We start from the raw sequence: 14,789 nt of genomic DNA on the forward strand, positions 1-14,789 counted from the left end.
CAGGAGGCTTCGGCAAAATCTCGAAATGCTACGGAGGCCTTAAGCAGAGCTACACTCGCCCATGGCCACCTTCGATCTCGTCACTCTCGATCTGCTCCTCGACGTCGTCGAGACGAGCACCCTGACGGGCGGCGCCGCCCGCTCCCGGATGACCACCTCGGCCGCCTCGCAGCGCATCGCCAAGCTCGAGCAGCTCATCGGGCAGCCGGTCCTGGACCGTCTTCCGCGGGGCGTCCAGCTCACCGAGGCGGGGCGGGTCCTGGTCGAGCGGGCGCGGGCGGTCCGCCGGGAGCTCCGGGCCGCCGAGGGGGAGCTCGAGGCGATCCGCGGACTCGAGCGGGGCACCGTGCGCCTCGGGTCGTTCCCCACCGTGAGCGCCTCGCTCCTCTCGGACGCGCTGAAGGACGCCCACGCGGCCTGGCCGGGGATCGAGATCCGCGTGCAGTCCGCTCTCCGCCCGCAGCTGATCGACATGCTCAGCTCGGGCGAGATCGAGCTGGCGCTGCTGTGGAGCTACGCCTGGACGGAGGAGACCGAGAAGAACCTCGTGCTGCGCCGCCTCGTGCAGGACGAGACGATGCTGCTGGTCGCCGCGGACAGCCCCATCCAGGACGGCGTCCCCCTCCGCTCGCTCTCGCGCGAGCAGTGGATCACGCGCAACGGAGGCCACCCCGCCGCCGACGTGCTGTACCGCAGCTGCGCGCGCGCCCGCATCACTCCGGACGTCGTCTACGAGGCGTACGACTACCAGGAGGTGCAGGCGATGGTCGCTGCGGGCGTGGGCATCGCGATGGCGCCGCGGCTCGCGCTGGCGACGCACCGGGACGACGTCCGGGCCGTCTCGTTCCGGCAGGCCGACGCCGTCCCGGCGCGGACGATCTACCTCGCGACGCTGGCCCGGCGCGTCGAGACCCCGGCGATCCGGGCGCTCTCGGAGGCGGTCACCCGCGCCGCCCGGGCCTTCGCCGCCGCGGCCTGACGGCGGCTCTCAGCCGCGCGGGCCGCGGGCCAGCAGGGCGTGCAGAAGCGGCAGTGCCGACGCGATCATCAGCACCGTGCCGAAGCCGCTGTCGTCCGGGCGCACGACGGCACCCGCGATCAGCAGGCCCGCGAACAGCACGGCCGAGATCACGCGGCGGACGGTGCCCTCGAGCCGGTTCAGCCGGCGCTCGATCGTGGGGACGGTGACCGCGAGCTCGCCGTCGTCGAGGGTCGTGACGAGCTCGTCGAGCCGGCGCGGCAGGCGCCAGATCAGGCCGAGCGTGTCGACGGCCTGCTTGCCGACGTCCTGCACGACGGAGCCGCGCTCCTCGCGGATCAGCTGCTGCGCGTAGGGCTCGACCGAGTCCCACAGGTTGAAGGCCGGGTCGAGCGCGCTGCAGACGCCCGAGGTCAGCGACATCGCGCGGATGACGAGCAGGAAGTTCTCGGGGAGCTGGAACGGCAGCGCGCGCACGACGTCGCCGAACTGGACGGCGAAGTCGCGGAACTCGCGCGGATCCACCTCCCGCAGCTCGGCGAAGCCCATGCCGCCGAAGCGGGCGAAGAGCTGCGTGAGCGCCCGCTCCAGCTCTCGGGAGTCGGCCGAGGGGAGGAGGACGCCGACCGCGCGGGCCGCGTCGACGAGACCCTTGCCGTCGCGGGAGGCGGCGGCGATCAGCATCCGGCGCAGGCCCGCGCGGGTGCTCGGCGGCACCTCGCCCATCATCCCGAAGTCGATGAAGGTGAGGCGCCAGGGCAGCTCGCCCCCGGGGGTCGGCGTGACGAAGACGTTGCCGGGGTGCGGATCCGCGTGGAAGTAGCCGTTGGTGAAGAGCTGGTCGAACATCACGGCCGCGAAGACCGGAGCGACCTCCCGCGGGTCGATCCCGGCGGCCAGCAGCGCGGCGTGGTCGGTGATCTTGATCGCGGTGACGTCCTCGAGCGTGAGGACCTTGCGGGTCGAGCGCTCCCAGACCACGTCCGGGACGGCCACCCGGGCGTCGCCCGCGAAGTCGGCGGCGAAGCGGACGGAGTTGGCCGCCTCCTGCAGGTAGTCGATCTCCTCGAGGCTGGTGACCGCGAACTCCTCGACGAGGGCCGGGGCGTCGACGCGGTCCGAGACGAGGCGCACGTGGCTGAGCCAGCCGCCGACGCGGCGCAGAGCCGCGAGGTCGACCTCGACGATCTGGTCGATCCCCGGCCGCTGCACCTTCATGATGGCGGCGGAGTAGCCGGTGTCCTCGGCGTCGACGGGGGAGAGCCGGGCGCGGTGGGCCTGCCCGAGGGAGGCGGCGGCGACGGGCGACTCGTCGACTCCGGCGTACGCGCGCTCGAGCGGCAGCCCGAGCTCGGACTCGGCCAGCGCCCGGATCCGCGGGAACGGGACGGGCGGGACCTCGTCCTGCAGCCCCTCCAGCTCGCGCGTGATCTCGGGCGGCAGCACGTCCAGGCGCGACGACATGAACTGGCCGACCTTGATCATCAGGCCGCCGAGGTCGACCGCGAGCACGTGGAAGCTGCGGGCGAAGCGGCGCATCCGGCCGGGTCGGGTGCGGAGCGCGACGCGCGTGAGCCCCACCCGAGGCAGGAGCAGGTCGAAGAACCAGGTGACCGCGAGATGCCACGCGGCGAAGCGGAGGATCCGGCGGTAGCGCCGCCGGTCCTCCCGCTCTCGGTGGCCCGGGGCGGCAGGACCCGGGCTGACCGAGGCCACCCGGGTCAGTCCTGCGCGAGGATCGCGTACAGGCGGCGGCGCACGTCCTCGAGTTCGGCGACGGCCTTGCGGATCTGCTCGGGGGTGCCCGAGCGTCCGACCTGGGCCGCGGCCTGGGCGAGCTCGAGGCCCGCCTTGGGCAGGGCGCCGAAGTCGACGTGGTCGGAGTCGTTCCACGGGGTGGAGGTGCCGTGCTCGGCGACCGTCGCGCGGCCGGCGTCGGTCAGCGTGTAGGTCTTGCGGCCGTTCTGCTCGTCGGCCGTGATGAGACCCTCGTCCGCGAGGAGCTGGAGGGTCGGGTAGACCGAGCCGGGGCTCGGCTTCCAGTCGCCTCCGCTGCGCTCCTCGATCTCGCGGATGATCTGGTAGCCGTGCATGGGCTGCTCGGCGAGGAGCGCGAGCACCGCGGTGCGCACGTCCCCGCGGCCGACCCGGGAGCCGACGCGCTTCTCCATGCGGGAGCGGGCCTGCTCCATCGCGCGCCAGATGCTCTCGATGGGCGTGCCGGTGCCGAACGCGCCGGTCGATGACGATCCGTTCATGATGACCTCCTGTTTCTCCGAACGATACTCAGCGATATGGGTGGCGACTGTGAACGACTGCCGCGTCGGCTCAGAGCTTCGCGAGCTTCGCCCGGGCGACGAGGAACAGCCCGTACATGACCAGTCCCGCGCTGACGAGGGTCAGGGCGATCGTGCCGTACGGAGGGACGTCGAGGAAGCGGATGGCTCCGTCGAGCCCGGTCGCCTGGCGGGCGTCGCCGGTCAGCGCCGCGACCACGAAGATCCCGCCGGCCAGGCCCAGAGCGAGCCCCTTCGTGATGTAACCGGTCGCGCCGAGGATCAGCACGGCCGTCCCCGTCGGGCCCTCGGGGATGCGGACGAGCTTGCGGAAGCCGCGCCGGATCCCGATCGCGACGAAGCCGATCCCGCTGCCCAGCACGATCCCGCCGACGATCACGAGGATCACGACGCCGACCGTGCTCGTCAGCAGCTCGGTGTTGATGCGGCGGATCGTGGCCGAGGAGCTCGTCGAGCCGCCGAGCGCGAAGACGAGCGTGGTGCCCGCGAGCGTGAGCGAGGCGAAGCCCTTGCCCGACTCGACGATCCGGCGGCCCAGGCGGGCGGGGAGCCCCGGCGCGGAGGAGCGCCCGCCGAGGGAGAGCTGCCAGAGGCCGAGCGCGACCAGCCCGACCAGCGCGGCCCAGACCACCACGAGCCCGACGGGGGAGTCGGCCATGCGCCCGATCGCTCCGGACGCGTCCGCCTCCCGCGAGGTCTCGTCGCTGACCGCGACGCGCAGGGCGAGGCCGCCGATCAGGAGGTGGATCAGTCCGTTGACGGCGAAGCCCGTGCGGGCGAGGCGCCGGAAGCGCCGGGTCCGGACTCTGGCGCGCGGCGACGGCACGCTCGCAGTGGACATCGCGCAACCCTCTCATCCCCGGCGGCCCCGGCGCCTCCTGACCCGCCGACGCGCGCGTGGCGACCCTCTCCCCGGCCGGGTGCCCGAGTCGTGGGATGGAGGTGCGGCGCGGTTCGCACCGCAGCAGGACGAGAGAAGGAACCCCATGCGTGCACGCCGACGTCGCGCGGGCGGTCGCCGAGGGCCGAGGCGGGGCGGACGTCCCGGACCGGTCCCGAGCGGGGGAGGGCGACGACGATGACCGGAGCGACGCTCCTGGTCCGCCACCCGTCGAGCCCGGCCTCGCGGGTGCTGGTGCTCCACGCGACCGCGGTCGAGCTGGAGCTGCTGGTGAACGCGCTGCTCGGGCTCGCCGAGGCGACGTCGTGCCTCGATGTGCGGGTGGCGGCGAGGTCGCGGGCGGCGGTCCTGCTGGCGACCGTCGATCCGGAGGTGGTGCTGCCGCTGGCCGAGGCGCGGCGGGTCCGCGTCGGGCTCCGCCGCGAGCGCGAGGAGCTGGAGCGCGGCGGGATCGGGTGCCGGCACGTCGTCGAGGCGCGGGTCGGCCGTCGGTAGGTCCGGAGCGGGTCCGATCGGCCGTCGGCCTCGCGTCGAAGTCCTGACGGAGGTCGTTCACCGCCGATGTGCGCCGCGCCGTCCCTCCCTCTTCAGCAGCAGCCGCAGGCCTCGGAGTCCTCCCTCGTCAGCGCGGAGATCGGCGTCGTGCAGGACTCGCCGCGCCAGGCCTCCAGGCCTTCGCGGACGGCGACCGCGGCGATCACGAGGCCGGCGACGGGGTCGGCCCACGTCCATCCGAGCGTGCTGTTCAGCAGCAGGCCCACCAGGACGGCGGCGGAGAGGTACGAGCAGAGGAGCGTCTGCTTCGAGTCCGCGACGGCCGAGGCCGAGCCGAGCTCGCGGCCGGTCCGGCGCTCGAGCAGGGAGAACGCGGGCATCAACAGCAGGCTGACGGCGGCCAGCACGATGCCGACGGGGGAGTGCTGGGCCTCCGAGAATCCGAGCAGCGCCCGGACCGAGTCGACGGCGACGAACGCGGCCAGGCCGAGGAACGAGACGGCGATCACCCGCAGGGCGGTGCGCTCGCGCGCCTCCGGATCGCGGCCCGAGAACTGCCAGGCGACGGCCGCGGCGGAGAGCACCTCCACCACGGAGTCGAGGCCGAAGGCGACGAGTGCGGTGGACGAGGCGACCGTCCCGGCGGCGAGGGCCACGATCGCCTCCACCACGTTGTAGGCGATGGTCGCGCCGACGATCCAGCGGATGCGCCTCTGCAGCACGCGGCGGCGGGCGGGGAGGAGCGGAGCGCGCAGGGCGCTCATGCGCAGCGGCAGTCGTCGCCGGAGCAGCAGTCCGGATCGACGACCAGGGCCAGGCGGAGCAGGTGGTCGAGCGCCCCGGCGATCCGGGTCTCGGCCAGCCGGTACCAGGTGTACCGGCCGTCCTTCACGGCCTCCACCAGCCCGCATCCGCGGAGGCACGCCAGCTGATTCGACATCACCTGCCGCGAGACCCCGAGCGCGTCCGCGAGGTCGGAGGGGACGGCCGGAGCCTCTCGCAGCGCGAGCAGGATCCGGGACCGCGTCTCGTCGGCCAGGGCGGATCCGAGGCGCGCGAGAGCAGCGGAGTGGGTGAGGGTCGCGGTGGCGAGCACGGGAGCGACGGTACACGCGATGCTGTATCGAGCGCGAGGGCGGTGGTCTCTCCTCGAACGTGCGAGCCCCCCCTCCTGCTCCCCCCGTCGGGTGGGCGGACGGGCCGCACTGCCGCGGATCCCCGGGGCCGGCCTCCACGGCGCGCCCCGAGCGGCCCGCGCGCCGTGCCAGGATCCCCTTGATCACGGCGCCCGTCCGCCGCTCCGCCGCTCGGTCTCCTGGAAGGGCCACGGACCCGCCTTGCTCGATGCCACGACCCTCCGCGTCGCCTTCGGGGTCACCGCCCTCACCCTCTTCCTGCTGTTCGCGCTGGTCACCTACCGGTCGACACGCTCGTCCTTCAGCTTCTGGTGGTGCACGGCGCTCGCGCTGTTCATGGGCGGCTCGCTCGCCTACCTCCGCGACGGCACGGCCGACCAGGTGTGGGCGAATCCGCTCGGCAACGGGCTCATCGTGGCCGGCGCCGCCGCGGTCTGGGCGGCGAGCCGCTCCCTCCGCGGCAGGCCGACGCCGTGGTGGCTGGTGGTCGCTCCGACCGTGGTGGTGACGAGCGTGTCCAGCCTCGACTCGCCCGCCGTCAACGACTGGTCGGGAGGGCCGCTCTACCTCGCCTCGATGGCGCTCCTCATCGGCCTGTCGACCCGCGAGATCGCGCTGCTCGGCGCCGGGCGCTCGCGCACGCGCTGGCCGCTGCTGCTGAGCTCCGGCGCCCTCTCCCTCTACTACGCGCTCCGGTTCGCCGTGTTCCTGGCCGCGGGGCTGCGCAGCGAGCTGTTCGCGACCTGGTTCGGGACCCCGACCACCACGCTGATCACGCTGGTGCTGCTGGTCGTGGTGTCGTTCAGCATGGCGTCGCTCAGCGGCGAGCAGGTCGCGCAGATGCTCACCGCCGGCGCCGCCCGCTCGCGGCAGGAGCTCGCCGACGGCGAGAGGGTGCAGCGGCGGCTCGAGCCCCGCTCGGTCCCGGATCTCCCGGGCTACGACGTCGCCGGCGCCTGCGTGCCCAGCGGGACGGTGAGCGGCGACTTCTTCGACTGGCGCTGCACGCCCGACGGGCTCGCCGTCACCGTTGCCGACGTGATGGGCAAGGGGGTCGGCGCCGCGATGATCGCGGCCACGGTCCGCGCCGCCCTGCGCGTCACTCCTCCCGCTCTCGGCCCCGCGGCGACGATGGCGCTCATCGACCGGGTCGTCGAGCCGGATCTGTCGGCGAACGACGCGTTCGTCACGCTCCTTCACCTGCGGCTCAGCGCCTCGACCGGCGACATCGCGCTCGTCGACGCCGGCCACGGACTCGGGATCGTCTGCCGCACCGACGGCTCCCGCGAGCGCATCCCCTCCGCCCACCTGCCGCTCGGCCTCCTCGGCACGCAGGAGTGGGAGCCGACCGGCCTCCGGCTCCACCCCGGCGACCTGCTGCTGATCTGCAGCGACGGCGTGCTGGACCTCTTCGACGGCTCCCTCGCCGCCCTCGACCGGGTGGCCGACGCGGCCGTCGCCGCCCCCGCGACCGCCGCCGACGCGGTCGCCGGCGTCACCCGCCTGGCGGCCGAGGGGCTGCTGGCGGACGACGTGACCGTGGTCGCGATCCGGCGGACCTCGGGGAGCTGACCCGGCTCGTGCCCGCCCCGCCTGCAGGCGCAGCGTGTCGGCAGCAGGTCGGGGCAGGGAGCGTGCCTCACGATCGGGCTCCGATCGCCGACGTCGCTCCGGCGACGAGGTGCCGCGGTGGCCTCAAGACCGGCGACAGGACGAGACGTCCGGAGGAGCACGGACGTCGTCGGAGGAAGGACGCAGACGTCCGCGCTGCTCGTCTCAGCTGCGGGGCCGCGGCAGCAGGCGTTCGAGCTGGGTGACGTGCTGGGGGGTGAGCTCTTCGAGGGAGTGGGCGCCGAGGAGCTTCATGGTGCGGACGATCTGGTCGGAGAGGATCGCGATGGTGCGGTCGACGCCCTGGCGTCCGCCGGCCATCAGGCCGTAGAGGTAGGCGCGGCCGATGAGGGTGAACTTCGCGCCGAGGGCGATGGAGGAGACGATGTCGGCGCCGTTCATGATGCCGGTGTCGACCATCACCTCGGTGTCGCCACCGACCTCGCGGACGACGTCGGGGAGCAGGTGGAAGGGGATCGGTGCGCGGTCGAGCTGGCGGCCTCCGTGGTTGGAGAGGACGATGCCGTCGACGCCGAAGTCGGCGAACCGGTGGGCGTCCTCGACGCTCTGCACGCCCTTGATGACGAGCTTGCCGGGCCACATCTCGCGGATGACCTTCAGGTCCTCGAAGCTGATGGTGGGGTCCATGGCGAGGTCGAGGAGGTCGCCGACGGTGCCGCCGGTGGCGCTGAGGGAGGCGAACTCGAGCTTCTGCGTGGTGAGGAAGTCGAACCACCACCAGGGGCGCGGGAGAGCGTCGAGGACGGTTCCGACGGTGAGCTGCGGCGGGATGGAGAAGCCGTTCCGCTTGTCGCGGAGCCGTGCGCCGGCGACGGGGGTGTCGACGGTGAAGAAGAGGGTCTCGTAGCCGGCCTGCGCGGCGCGCTCGACGAGGCCGTAGGAGATCTCGCGGTCCCGCATCACGTACAGCTGGAACCAGTTGCGGCCGTCGGGGTTGACCTTCTTCACGTTCTCGATCGAGGTGGTGCCGAGCGTGGAGAGGGTGAACGGAATGCCCGCGGCGGCCGCGGCACCCGCTCCCGCCGTCTCGCCCTCGGTCTGCATCAGGCGGGTGAACCCGGTCGGAGCGATCCCGAAGGGCAGGGCGGAGGGCGCCCCGAGGACGGTGGCGGTGGTGTCGACGGCGGCGACGTCGCGGAGCACCTGCGGGTGGAATTCGACGTCCTCGAAGGCCTGGCGGGCGCGAGCGATCGAGATCTCGCCCTCGGCTGAGCCGTCGGTGTAGTCGAATGCGGCCTTGGGGGTGCGGCGCTTCGCGATGGTGCGGAGGTCCTCGATCGTGAGGGCGGCGTCGAGGCGGCGCTTGCGGCCGTCGAGCTCGGGCTTCTTGAAGCTGAGGTACTCGAGCAGCTCGACGGGCTTGGGGAACTGGCGCTGGACCATGCTGGTCAGCCTTTCTCGGGGGAGGAGGTGGGGCGGGGGTCGTAGCGGACCGGCGGGAAGGCCCGGAGCACGAGGGAGCGGAGCGATTCGAGGGATCCGTGCGCGAGGCCCTGAGCGCGGGCCTGGACGAGGATGTTGCCGATCGCGGTCGCCTCGACCGGACCGGCGAGCACGGTGAGGCCGGTGCGGTCGGCGGTCAGCCGGCAGAGCAGCTCGTTCTGCGATCCGCCGCCCACGATGTGCACGGTGTCGATCGGTGTGCCCGAGAGCGCGGACGCCTGCTGGAGGGTCGTGGCGTAGGCCTCCGCGAGGGACTCGAGGATCGAGCGCACGAACTCCGCGCGGGAGCGGGGCTGAGCGACCCCGCGCTCGACGCACCACTCCACGATCCGGCCGGGGATGTTCCCCGGTGCGACGAAGCGCTCGTCGGCCGCGTCGAAGGTGGTGACGCGGCCGCGGATCGCGGCGGCCTCGGCGAGGAGGAGCGGCAGCTCGATCCGCTCGCCGGTCTGCTTCTCCCAGGTCCGGATCGACTCGGACAGGAGCCAGAGTCCCGACACGTTCTTCAGGAAGCGGACACGCCCGTCGACGCCGCCCTCGTTGGTGAAGCCGGCGGTCCGACCCTCCAGCGAGACCACCGGCCTCTCGAGCTCGACGCCGACGAGCGACCAGGTTCCGCTCGAGATGTACGCCACGTGATCGCCCGTCGAGGGCACCGCGACGACGGCGGAGGCCGTGTCGTGGGAGCCGACGGCGACGACGCCCAGGCTCTCCGGTGCGCCGAGGTCGGCGGCGACGGAGGGCAGGAGCGTGCCGAGCCGGGTGCCCGGCTCGATCAGAGGCGCGAGGATCTCGCGCGGAAGGTCGAGGCGCGTGAGGAGGTCCTCGTCCCACGCCCGGGTGTGCGGGCTGAGGAGCCCGGTGGTGGAGGCGTTCGTGATCTCGGTCGCCGCGACACCGGTCAGCCAGTAGCTGATCAGGTCGGGAACGAGCAGCGCCTGATCGGCGAGCGCCAGCACATCGCGCTCGGCGGCGAACTGGAACAGCGTGTTGAACGGCAGGTGCTGCAGGCCATTGCGCCGGTACAGCTCGTCGCCGTCGATCCGGGCGTGGACGTCGGCGACGCCGCGCACGGTCCGCTCGTCGCGGTAGTGGTACGGGGCTCCCAGCATCCGGCCCTCCCGCAGGAGCGCGTAGTCGACGGCCCACGAGTCGACGCCGATCGAGACGGTCTCCGGCTCCTCGCGGAGAGCGCTCGCCAGCCCCGCTGTCAGCGAGCGGTACAGCTCCAGGATGTTCCAGTGAAGAGCGGAGGAGGCGCCCTCGTGGGTGCGCACCGGCTGGTTCGGGAACCGCGCGACGTGCCGCAGCCGCAGCTCGTCGTGGCTGACGGAGCCGAGGATCACCCGGCCGCTTGTCGCGCCGAGGTCGACGGCGGCGACGGCCTTCATCGGAGGAACGCCGCCGCGACTCCAGCGTCCACGGGAATGTGCAGACCCGTGGTGTGGGAGAAGTCGGACGTGCAGAGGGCGAAGACGGCGTTGGCGACGTTCTCGGGGACGACCTCGCGCTTGAGGATGGTGCGCTTCGCGTAGAACGCGCCCAGGTCCTCCTCGTCGATGCCGTAGGTCTTGGCGCGGTTCGCGCCCCAGCCGGAGGCGAAGATGCCGGAGCCGCGGACGACGCCGTCGGGGTTGATGCCGTTGACCTTGATGCCGTGCTCGCCGAGCTCGGCCGCCAGCAGGCGCACCTGGTGGGCCTGGTCGGCTTTGGTCGCGGAGTAGGCGATGTTGTTCGGGCCCGCGAAGACCGAGTTCTTCGAGGAGATGTAGACGATGTCGCCGCCCAGCTTCTGGTCGACGAGCACCCGGGCAGCCGCCTGCGAGACGAGGAACGAGCCCTTCGCCATCACGTCGTGCTGGAGGTCCCAGTCGGCCTCGGTGGTGTCGAAGAGCGACTTCGAGAGCGAGAGACCGGCGTTGTTGACGACGAGGTCCAATCCGCCGAAGGCGAGCACGGTCGCGTCGATCGCGGCCTTCACGGCAGCGGCATCAGCCACGTTCGCCGCGACTCCCACCGCGACGTCGGTCGAGCCGAGCTCGGCGGCCGCGGCCTGCGCCTTCGCGAGGTCGAGGTCGGCGACGACGACGCAGGCGCCCTCGGCCGCGAGACGGGTGGCGATGGCCTTGCCGATGCCGGAGGCGGCCCCGGTGACCAGGGCGATGCGGGAGGCGAGGGGCTTGGGCTCCGGCATCCGCTGCAGCTTCGCCTCCTCGAGCGCCCAGTACTCGATGCGGAACTTCTCGGCCTCGTCGATGGGTGCGTAGGTCGAGATCGCCTCGGCGCCGCGCATGACGTTGATCGCGTTGACGTAGAACTCGCCGGCGACGCGGGCGGTCTGCTTGTTCGCGCCGTAGGAGAACATGCCCACGCCCGGAACGAGCACGATCAGCGGATCGGCGCCGCGGATCGCGGGGCTCTCCGGCGTCGCGTGCGCGTCGTAGTAGGCCTGGTAGTCGGCGCGGTACGCCTCGTGCAGGGCGGGGAGGCGCTCGAGGATCTCCTCGACGGAGGCGGTGGCCGGCAGGTCGACGAGGAGCGGCTTGACCTTGGTGCGGAGGAAGTGGTCGGGGCAGGAGGTGCCGAGCGCGGCCAGGCGCGGGTGCTCGGTGCTCGCGAGGAAGTCGAGGACCTCGGCGGAGTCGGTGAAGTGGCCGACCTGGGGACGGTCGTGCGAGGCGATCGCGCGCAGGTGCGGGGCGAGGGCGGCGGCCTTCGCGCGGCGCTCCTCCTCCGGGAGGGTGGTGAAGCCCTCGAGGGCCGGGCCGAAGGGCTCGGGGCGCCCGTGCTCGGCGATGTAGGCGCTCGCGGTCCGGATGATGCGGAGCGAGTTCGCCTCCGCCTCCTCGCTCGTGTCGCCCCAGGCGGTGATGCCGTGGCCGCCGAGGATCGCACCGATGACCCCGGGGTGCGCCTCCTTGACGGCGGCGATGTCGAGGCCGAGCTGGAACCCGGGGCGGCGCCACGGGACCCATGCGACGGTTCCGCCGAAGGCCTCGGCGGTGAGGCGCTCGCCGTCGGCGGCGGTCGCGAAGGCGATGCCGGAGTCGGGGTGGAGGTGGTCGACGTGCGCGGCGTCCACGAGGCCGTGCATCGCGGTGTCGATCGAGGGAGCGGCACCGCCCTTGCCGTGCAGCGTGTAGTCGAAGGCGGCGACCATCTCGTCCTCGCGCTCGGTGCCCGGGTAGACGTTCACCAGCGCACGGAGGCGGTCGAGCCGGAGCACGGCGAGGCCGGACTCGGTGAGCGTGCCGAGGTCTCCTCCGGAGCCCTTCACCCACAGCAGCTCGACGGGCTCGCCGGTCACGGGATCGGTCTCGACGCCCTTCGCGGAGGTGTTCCCGCCCGCGTAGTTCGTGGTGCGCGGGTCTGCTCCGAGGCGGTTCGAGCGGGCGATGAGCTCCGCGGCCGTGTCGTTCGTCATGAGGTGCGAGGGTTCCTGTTCGGAGTGGAGAGGAGGAGGAAGGAGGGGTCGGGTCGAGACGGGGCCGTGCGCCGTGAGGATGCGCGGCCCTGCCCCGGATCGGTCAGGCGCCCCAGGAGCTCTGGGTGCCGCCGATGCGCTCCTCGGCGAGCTGCTGAGCCCGGCCCGAGTCGGCGTAGGCGCGCATCGGGTCGGCGGGGAGGCCCCGGGTCTCGCGCCACGCGGCCAACGCGGGGCGGACGTCCGAGTAGAAGGCGTCCATCAGGATCCCGTTCGCACCGAGCACGTCGCCCGCGAGCTGAGCGGTCTCGAGCTCCGCACTGTCGACGAGCAGCGCGCGCGCCGTCATCTCCTGCACGTTGAGCACGGAGCGGATCTGGCCCGGGATCTTGTCCTCGACGTTGTGGCACTGGTCGAGCATGAACGCGACCGGCGAGTCGGGACCGAACCCGCCGCCGCGCACCACTTCGTAGAGGATGCGGAAGAGCTGGAACGGGTCGGCGGCACCGACGATCAGATCGTCGTCCGCATAAAAGCGCGAGTTGAAGTCGAACGAGCCGAGCTTCTCGAGACGCAGCAGCTGCGCGACGATGAACTCGATGTTCGTGCCCGGCGCGTGGTGGCCGGTGTCGAGGCAGACGAGCGCCCGATCGCCGAGAGCGGCCACGTGGGCGTAGGAGGTCCCCCAGTCGGGCACATCCATGTGGTAGAACGCGGGCTCGAAGAACTTGTACTCGAGGACCATCCGCTGCTCGGTGCCGAGGCGCTCGTAGATCGCGGCGAGGGAGTCGGCGAGGCGATCCTGGCGACCGCGGATGTCCTGCTGACCGGGGTAGTTGGAGCCGTCGGCGAGCCAGATCTTGAGGTCGCGGGAGCCGGTCGCGTCCATGATGTCGATGCAGGCGAGGTGGTGATCGATCGCCTTCTGCCGGATCACCAGGTCGGAGTGCGTGAGCGAGCCGAACTTGTAGTCGTCGTCCTGGAACGTGTTCGAGTTGATCGTGCCCAGCGAGACGCCCTTCGACGCGGCGAAGTCGCCCAGAGCGGAGTAGTCGTCGACCCTGTCCCACGGAATGTGCAGCGCCACCGTCGGCGCGAGTCCGGTGAGCTCGTGGACGGTCGCCGCGTCCGAGATCTTCTCCTCGATGGTGCGAGGGATTCCCGGAGTGGTGAAGACCTTGAAGCGGGTGCCGGCGTTGCCGAAGGCCCACGAGGGCAGCTCGATCGCCTGCTGCTCGAGCCGGCTGAGGAGATCGGGGGAGAGGTCGGTCACGGGCGGATCCTTCGAGACGGCGGTGGCGGAAGGCGATGGATGAATCGTTTCATCGCTCGGCAGCGACCCTAGTCGCCCCCTCCGCCCGGTGTCAAAGGACTCGGCCTCCGGCGGCCCGGACGGGGAGGGGATGGCCTACCCTCGGGCCCGGGGCTCCGAGCGTCGGAGCCGACCCGACCAGGAGGCGGATGCGCTGTGGCCGTGAGCATCCGGGACGTCGCCGCCCGCGCGGGTGTCGCCGTCGGGACCGTGTCGAACGTCCTCAACGGGCGATCGAGCGTGAACGCCGACACCGTCCGCCGGGTGCAGGACGCGATCACCGAGCTCGGCTTCGTGCGCAACGACGCCGCCCGCCAGCTCCGCGCCGGACGCAGCCGCAGCATCGGCCTCATCGTCCTCGACGGCGGGAACCCCTTCTTCGCCGAGCTCGCCCGGGGTGCCCAGGCCCGGGCTGCGGAGGCCGGTCTCGCCGTCCTGCTGGCGAGCACCGACGGCGACGCGGAACGCGAGGGCGCCTACCTCGACCTCTTCGAGGAGCAGCGGGTGACCGGTGTCCTCCTCTCGCCGCAGGGTGAGAACCCGACGCGGCTCGCCCGTCTCCGATCGCACGGCATCCCCTGCGTCCTGGTCGACAGCGAATCGGACGACCCCGCCGTCTCCTCGGTCTCGGTCGACGACGTCGCAGGGGGGCGCCTCGCCGCGGAGCACCTGCTCGGTCTCGGTCGCCGCCGCCTCGCCGTGATCGGGGGTCCGGAGTCGATCCGGCAGGTCGCCGACCGTCTGGCCGGTGCACGCGCGGCCGTCGCCGCCGTCGAGGGCGCGGTCCTCGAGGAGATCCCCACCGACGCGCTCTCGGTCCTGGCGGGCAGGGAAGCCGGCCGGGCTCTCGCCGAGCGGGACGCGGAGGATCGCCCGGACGCGGTCTTCTGCGCCAACGACCTGCTCGCGGTGGGGGTCCTGCAGGCGCTCGTGCTCCTCGGCCGGGTCCGCGTCCCCGAGGACATCGCCCTCATCGGCTACGACGACATCGCCTTCGCGACCGCCACGGTCGTGCCGCTCTCGAGTGTCCGGCAGCCGAGCGCGCTCCTCGGCGCGACGGCCGTCGAGCTCCTCCTCGAGCGGGAGCCGCGTCAGGTGCGCTTCCAGCCCGAGCTCGTCGTACGGCGCTCGTCGAGCTGTCGCGGGTCCCGGGACGAGCAGTAGGGGCGT

Annotated in this window: 13 protein-coding genes; 4 read left to right on the forward strand and 9 right to left on the reverse strand. The window is 72.6% G+C overall.

Annotated elements, in window-relative coordinates; genetic code table 11:
• Positions 1-61 precede the first annotated feature (61 nt).
• Positions 62-979 (forward strand): LysR substrate-binding domain-containing protein, encoded by a 918-nt coding sequence (locus tag GSU40_RS01925; protein ID WP_160033320.1) that lies wholly within the window; start codon positions 62-64, stop codon positions 977-979.
• Between the two features lie 9 nt (positions 980-988).
• Here the strand turns inward: GSU40_RS01925 and GSU40_RS01930 are convergent, their stop codons facing one another.
• From GSU40_RS01930 to GSU40_RS01940, 3 genes are all read right to left on the reverse strand, one after another.
• Positions 989-2,695: an AarF/UbiB family protein gene (locus GSU40_RS01930; RefSeq protein ID WP_104267906.1), complete on the reverse strand. Its 1,707-nt coding sequence runs from the start codon at positions 2,693-2,695 to the stop codon at positions 989-991.
• Positions 2,696-2,700: 5 nt separating this feature from the next.
• The gene (locus GSU40_RS01935; protein ID WP_104224292.1) at positions 2,701-3,237 is read right to left on the reverse strand and encodes a PadR family transcriptional regulator; all 537 of its coding nucleotides are present in this window, start codon (positions 3,235-3,237) and stop codon (positions 2,701-2,703) included.
• 70 nt (positions 3,238-3,307) lie between these two features.
• Positions 3,308-4,117, reverse strand: coding sequence for a DUF1206 domain-containing protein (locus GSU40_RS01940; protein ID WP_160033322.1), 810 nt, complete (start codon positions 4,115-4,117; stop codon positions 3,308-3,310).
• A 237-nt stretch (positions 4,118-4,354) separates the two neighbouring features.
• On the opposite strand from GSU40_RS01940, the gene GSU40_RS01945 reads away from it, so the two are divergent.
• Positions 4,355-4,672: a hypothetical protein gene (locus tag GSU40_RS01945; protein WP_160033324.1), complete on the forward strand. Its 318-nt coding sequence runs from the start codon at positions 4,355-4,357 to the stop codon at positions 4,670-4,672.
• A 92-nt stretch (positions 4,673-4,764) separates the two neighbouring features.
• Here GSU40_RS01945 and GSU40_RS01950 read toward each other — a convergent pair whose 3' ends face one another.
• Both GSU40_RS01950 and GSU40_RS01955 read right to left on the reverse strand, forming a co-directional pair.
• Entirely contained in the window at positions 4,765-5,436 is a 672-nt protein-coding gene (locus GSU40_RS01950; protein WP_160033326.1) for a cation transporter, read from the reverse strand.
• Positions 5,433-5,768, reverse strand: a complete 336-nt coding sequence (locus GSU40_RS01955) for a metalloregulator ArsR/SmtB family transcription factor (protein ID WP_104333938.1) — start codon at positions 5,766-5,768, stop codon at positions 5,433-5,435. Before GSU40_RS01955 ends, GSU40_RS01950 begins: the two co-directional genes overlap by 4 nt.
• A 241-nt stretch (positions 5,769-6,009) precedes the next feature.
• Between GSU40_RS01955 and GSU40_RS01960 the strand changes: the two genes are divergently transcribed.
• Positions 6,010-7,380 carry a PP2C family protein-serine/threonine phosphatase gene (locus GSU40_RS01960; RefSeq protein ID WP_160033328.1) on the forward strand — a complete coding sequence of 457 codons (1,371 nt, stop codon included), beginning with the start codon at positions 6,010-6,012 and terminating at the stop codon, positions 7,378-7,380.
• A 204-nt stretch (positions 7,381-7,584) separates the two neighbouring features.
• Here the strand turns inward: GSU40_RS01960 and GSU40_RS01965 are convergent, their stop codons facing one another.
• The 4 genes from GSU40_RS01965 to rhaI all read right to left on the reverse strand — a co-directional run bounded on the left by GSU40_RS01965 (position 7,585) and on the right by rhaI (position 13,580).
• Positions 7,585-8,823: an alpha-hydroxy acid oxidase gene (locus GSU40_RS01965; RefSeq protein WP_160033330.1), complete on the reverse strand. Its 1,239-nt coding sequence runs from the start codon at positions 8,821-8,823 to the stop codon at positions 7,585-7,587.
• Between the two features lie 5 nt (positions 8,824-8,828).
• Positions 8,829-10,274: a rhamnulokinase family protein gene (locus GSU40_RS01970; protein WP_160033332.1), complete on the reverse strand. Its 1,446-nt coding sequence runs from the start codon at positions 10,272-10,274 to the stop codon at positions 8,829-8,831.
• On the reverse strand, positions 10,271-12,307 hold the full coding sequence (locus GSU40_RS01975) for a bifunctional aldolase/short-chain dehydrogenase (RefSeq protein ID WP_160033334.1): 2,037 nt from the start codon (positions 12,305-12,307) through the stop codon (positions 10,271-10,273). Before GSU40_RS01975 ends, GSU40_RS01970 begins: the two co-directional genes overlap by 4 nt.
• Positions 12,308-12,410: 103 nt before the next feature.
• Positions 12,411-13,580: an L-rhamnose isomerase gene (gene rhaI, locus GSU40_RS01980; protein ID WP_160033336.1), complete on the reverse strand. Its 1,170-nt coding sequence runs from the start codon at positions 13,578-13,580 to the stop codon at positions 12,411-12,413.
• Positions 13,581-13,775: 195 nt separating this feature from the next.
• Here rhaI and GSU40_RS01985 point away from each other — a divergent pair, with 195 nt between their 5' ends.
• Positions 13,776-14,783 carry a LacI family DNA-binding transcriptional regulator gene (locus GSU40_RS01985; RefSeq protein WP_104346206.1) on the forward strand — a complete coding sequence of 336 codons (1,008 nt, stop codon included), beginning with the start codon at positions 13,776-13,778 and terminating at the stop codon, positions 14,781-14,783.
• The last annotated feature ends 6 nt before the right edge of the window (positions 14,784-14,789 follow it).

The organism is Rathayibacter sp. VKM Ac-2805 (assembly GCF_009834265.1).
Taxonomy (GTDB): domain Bacteria; phylum Actinomycetota; class Actinomycetes; order Actinomycetales; family Microbacteriaceae; genus Rathayibacter.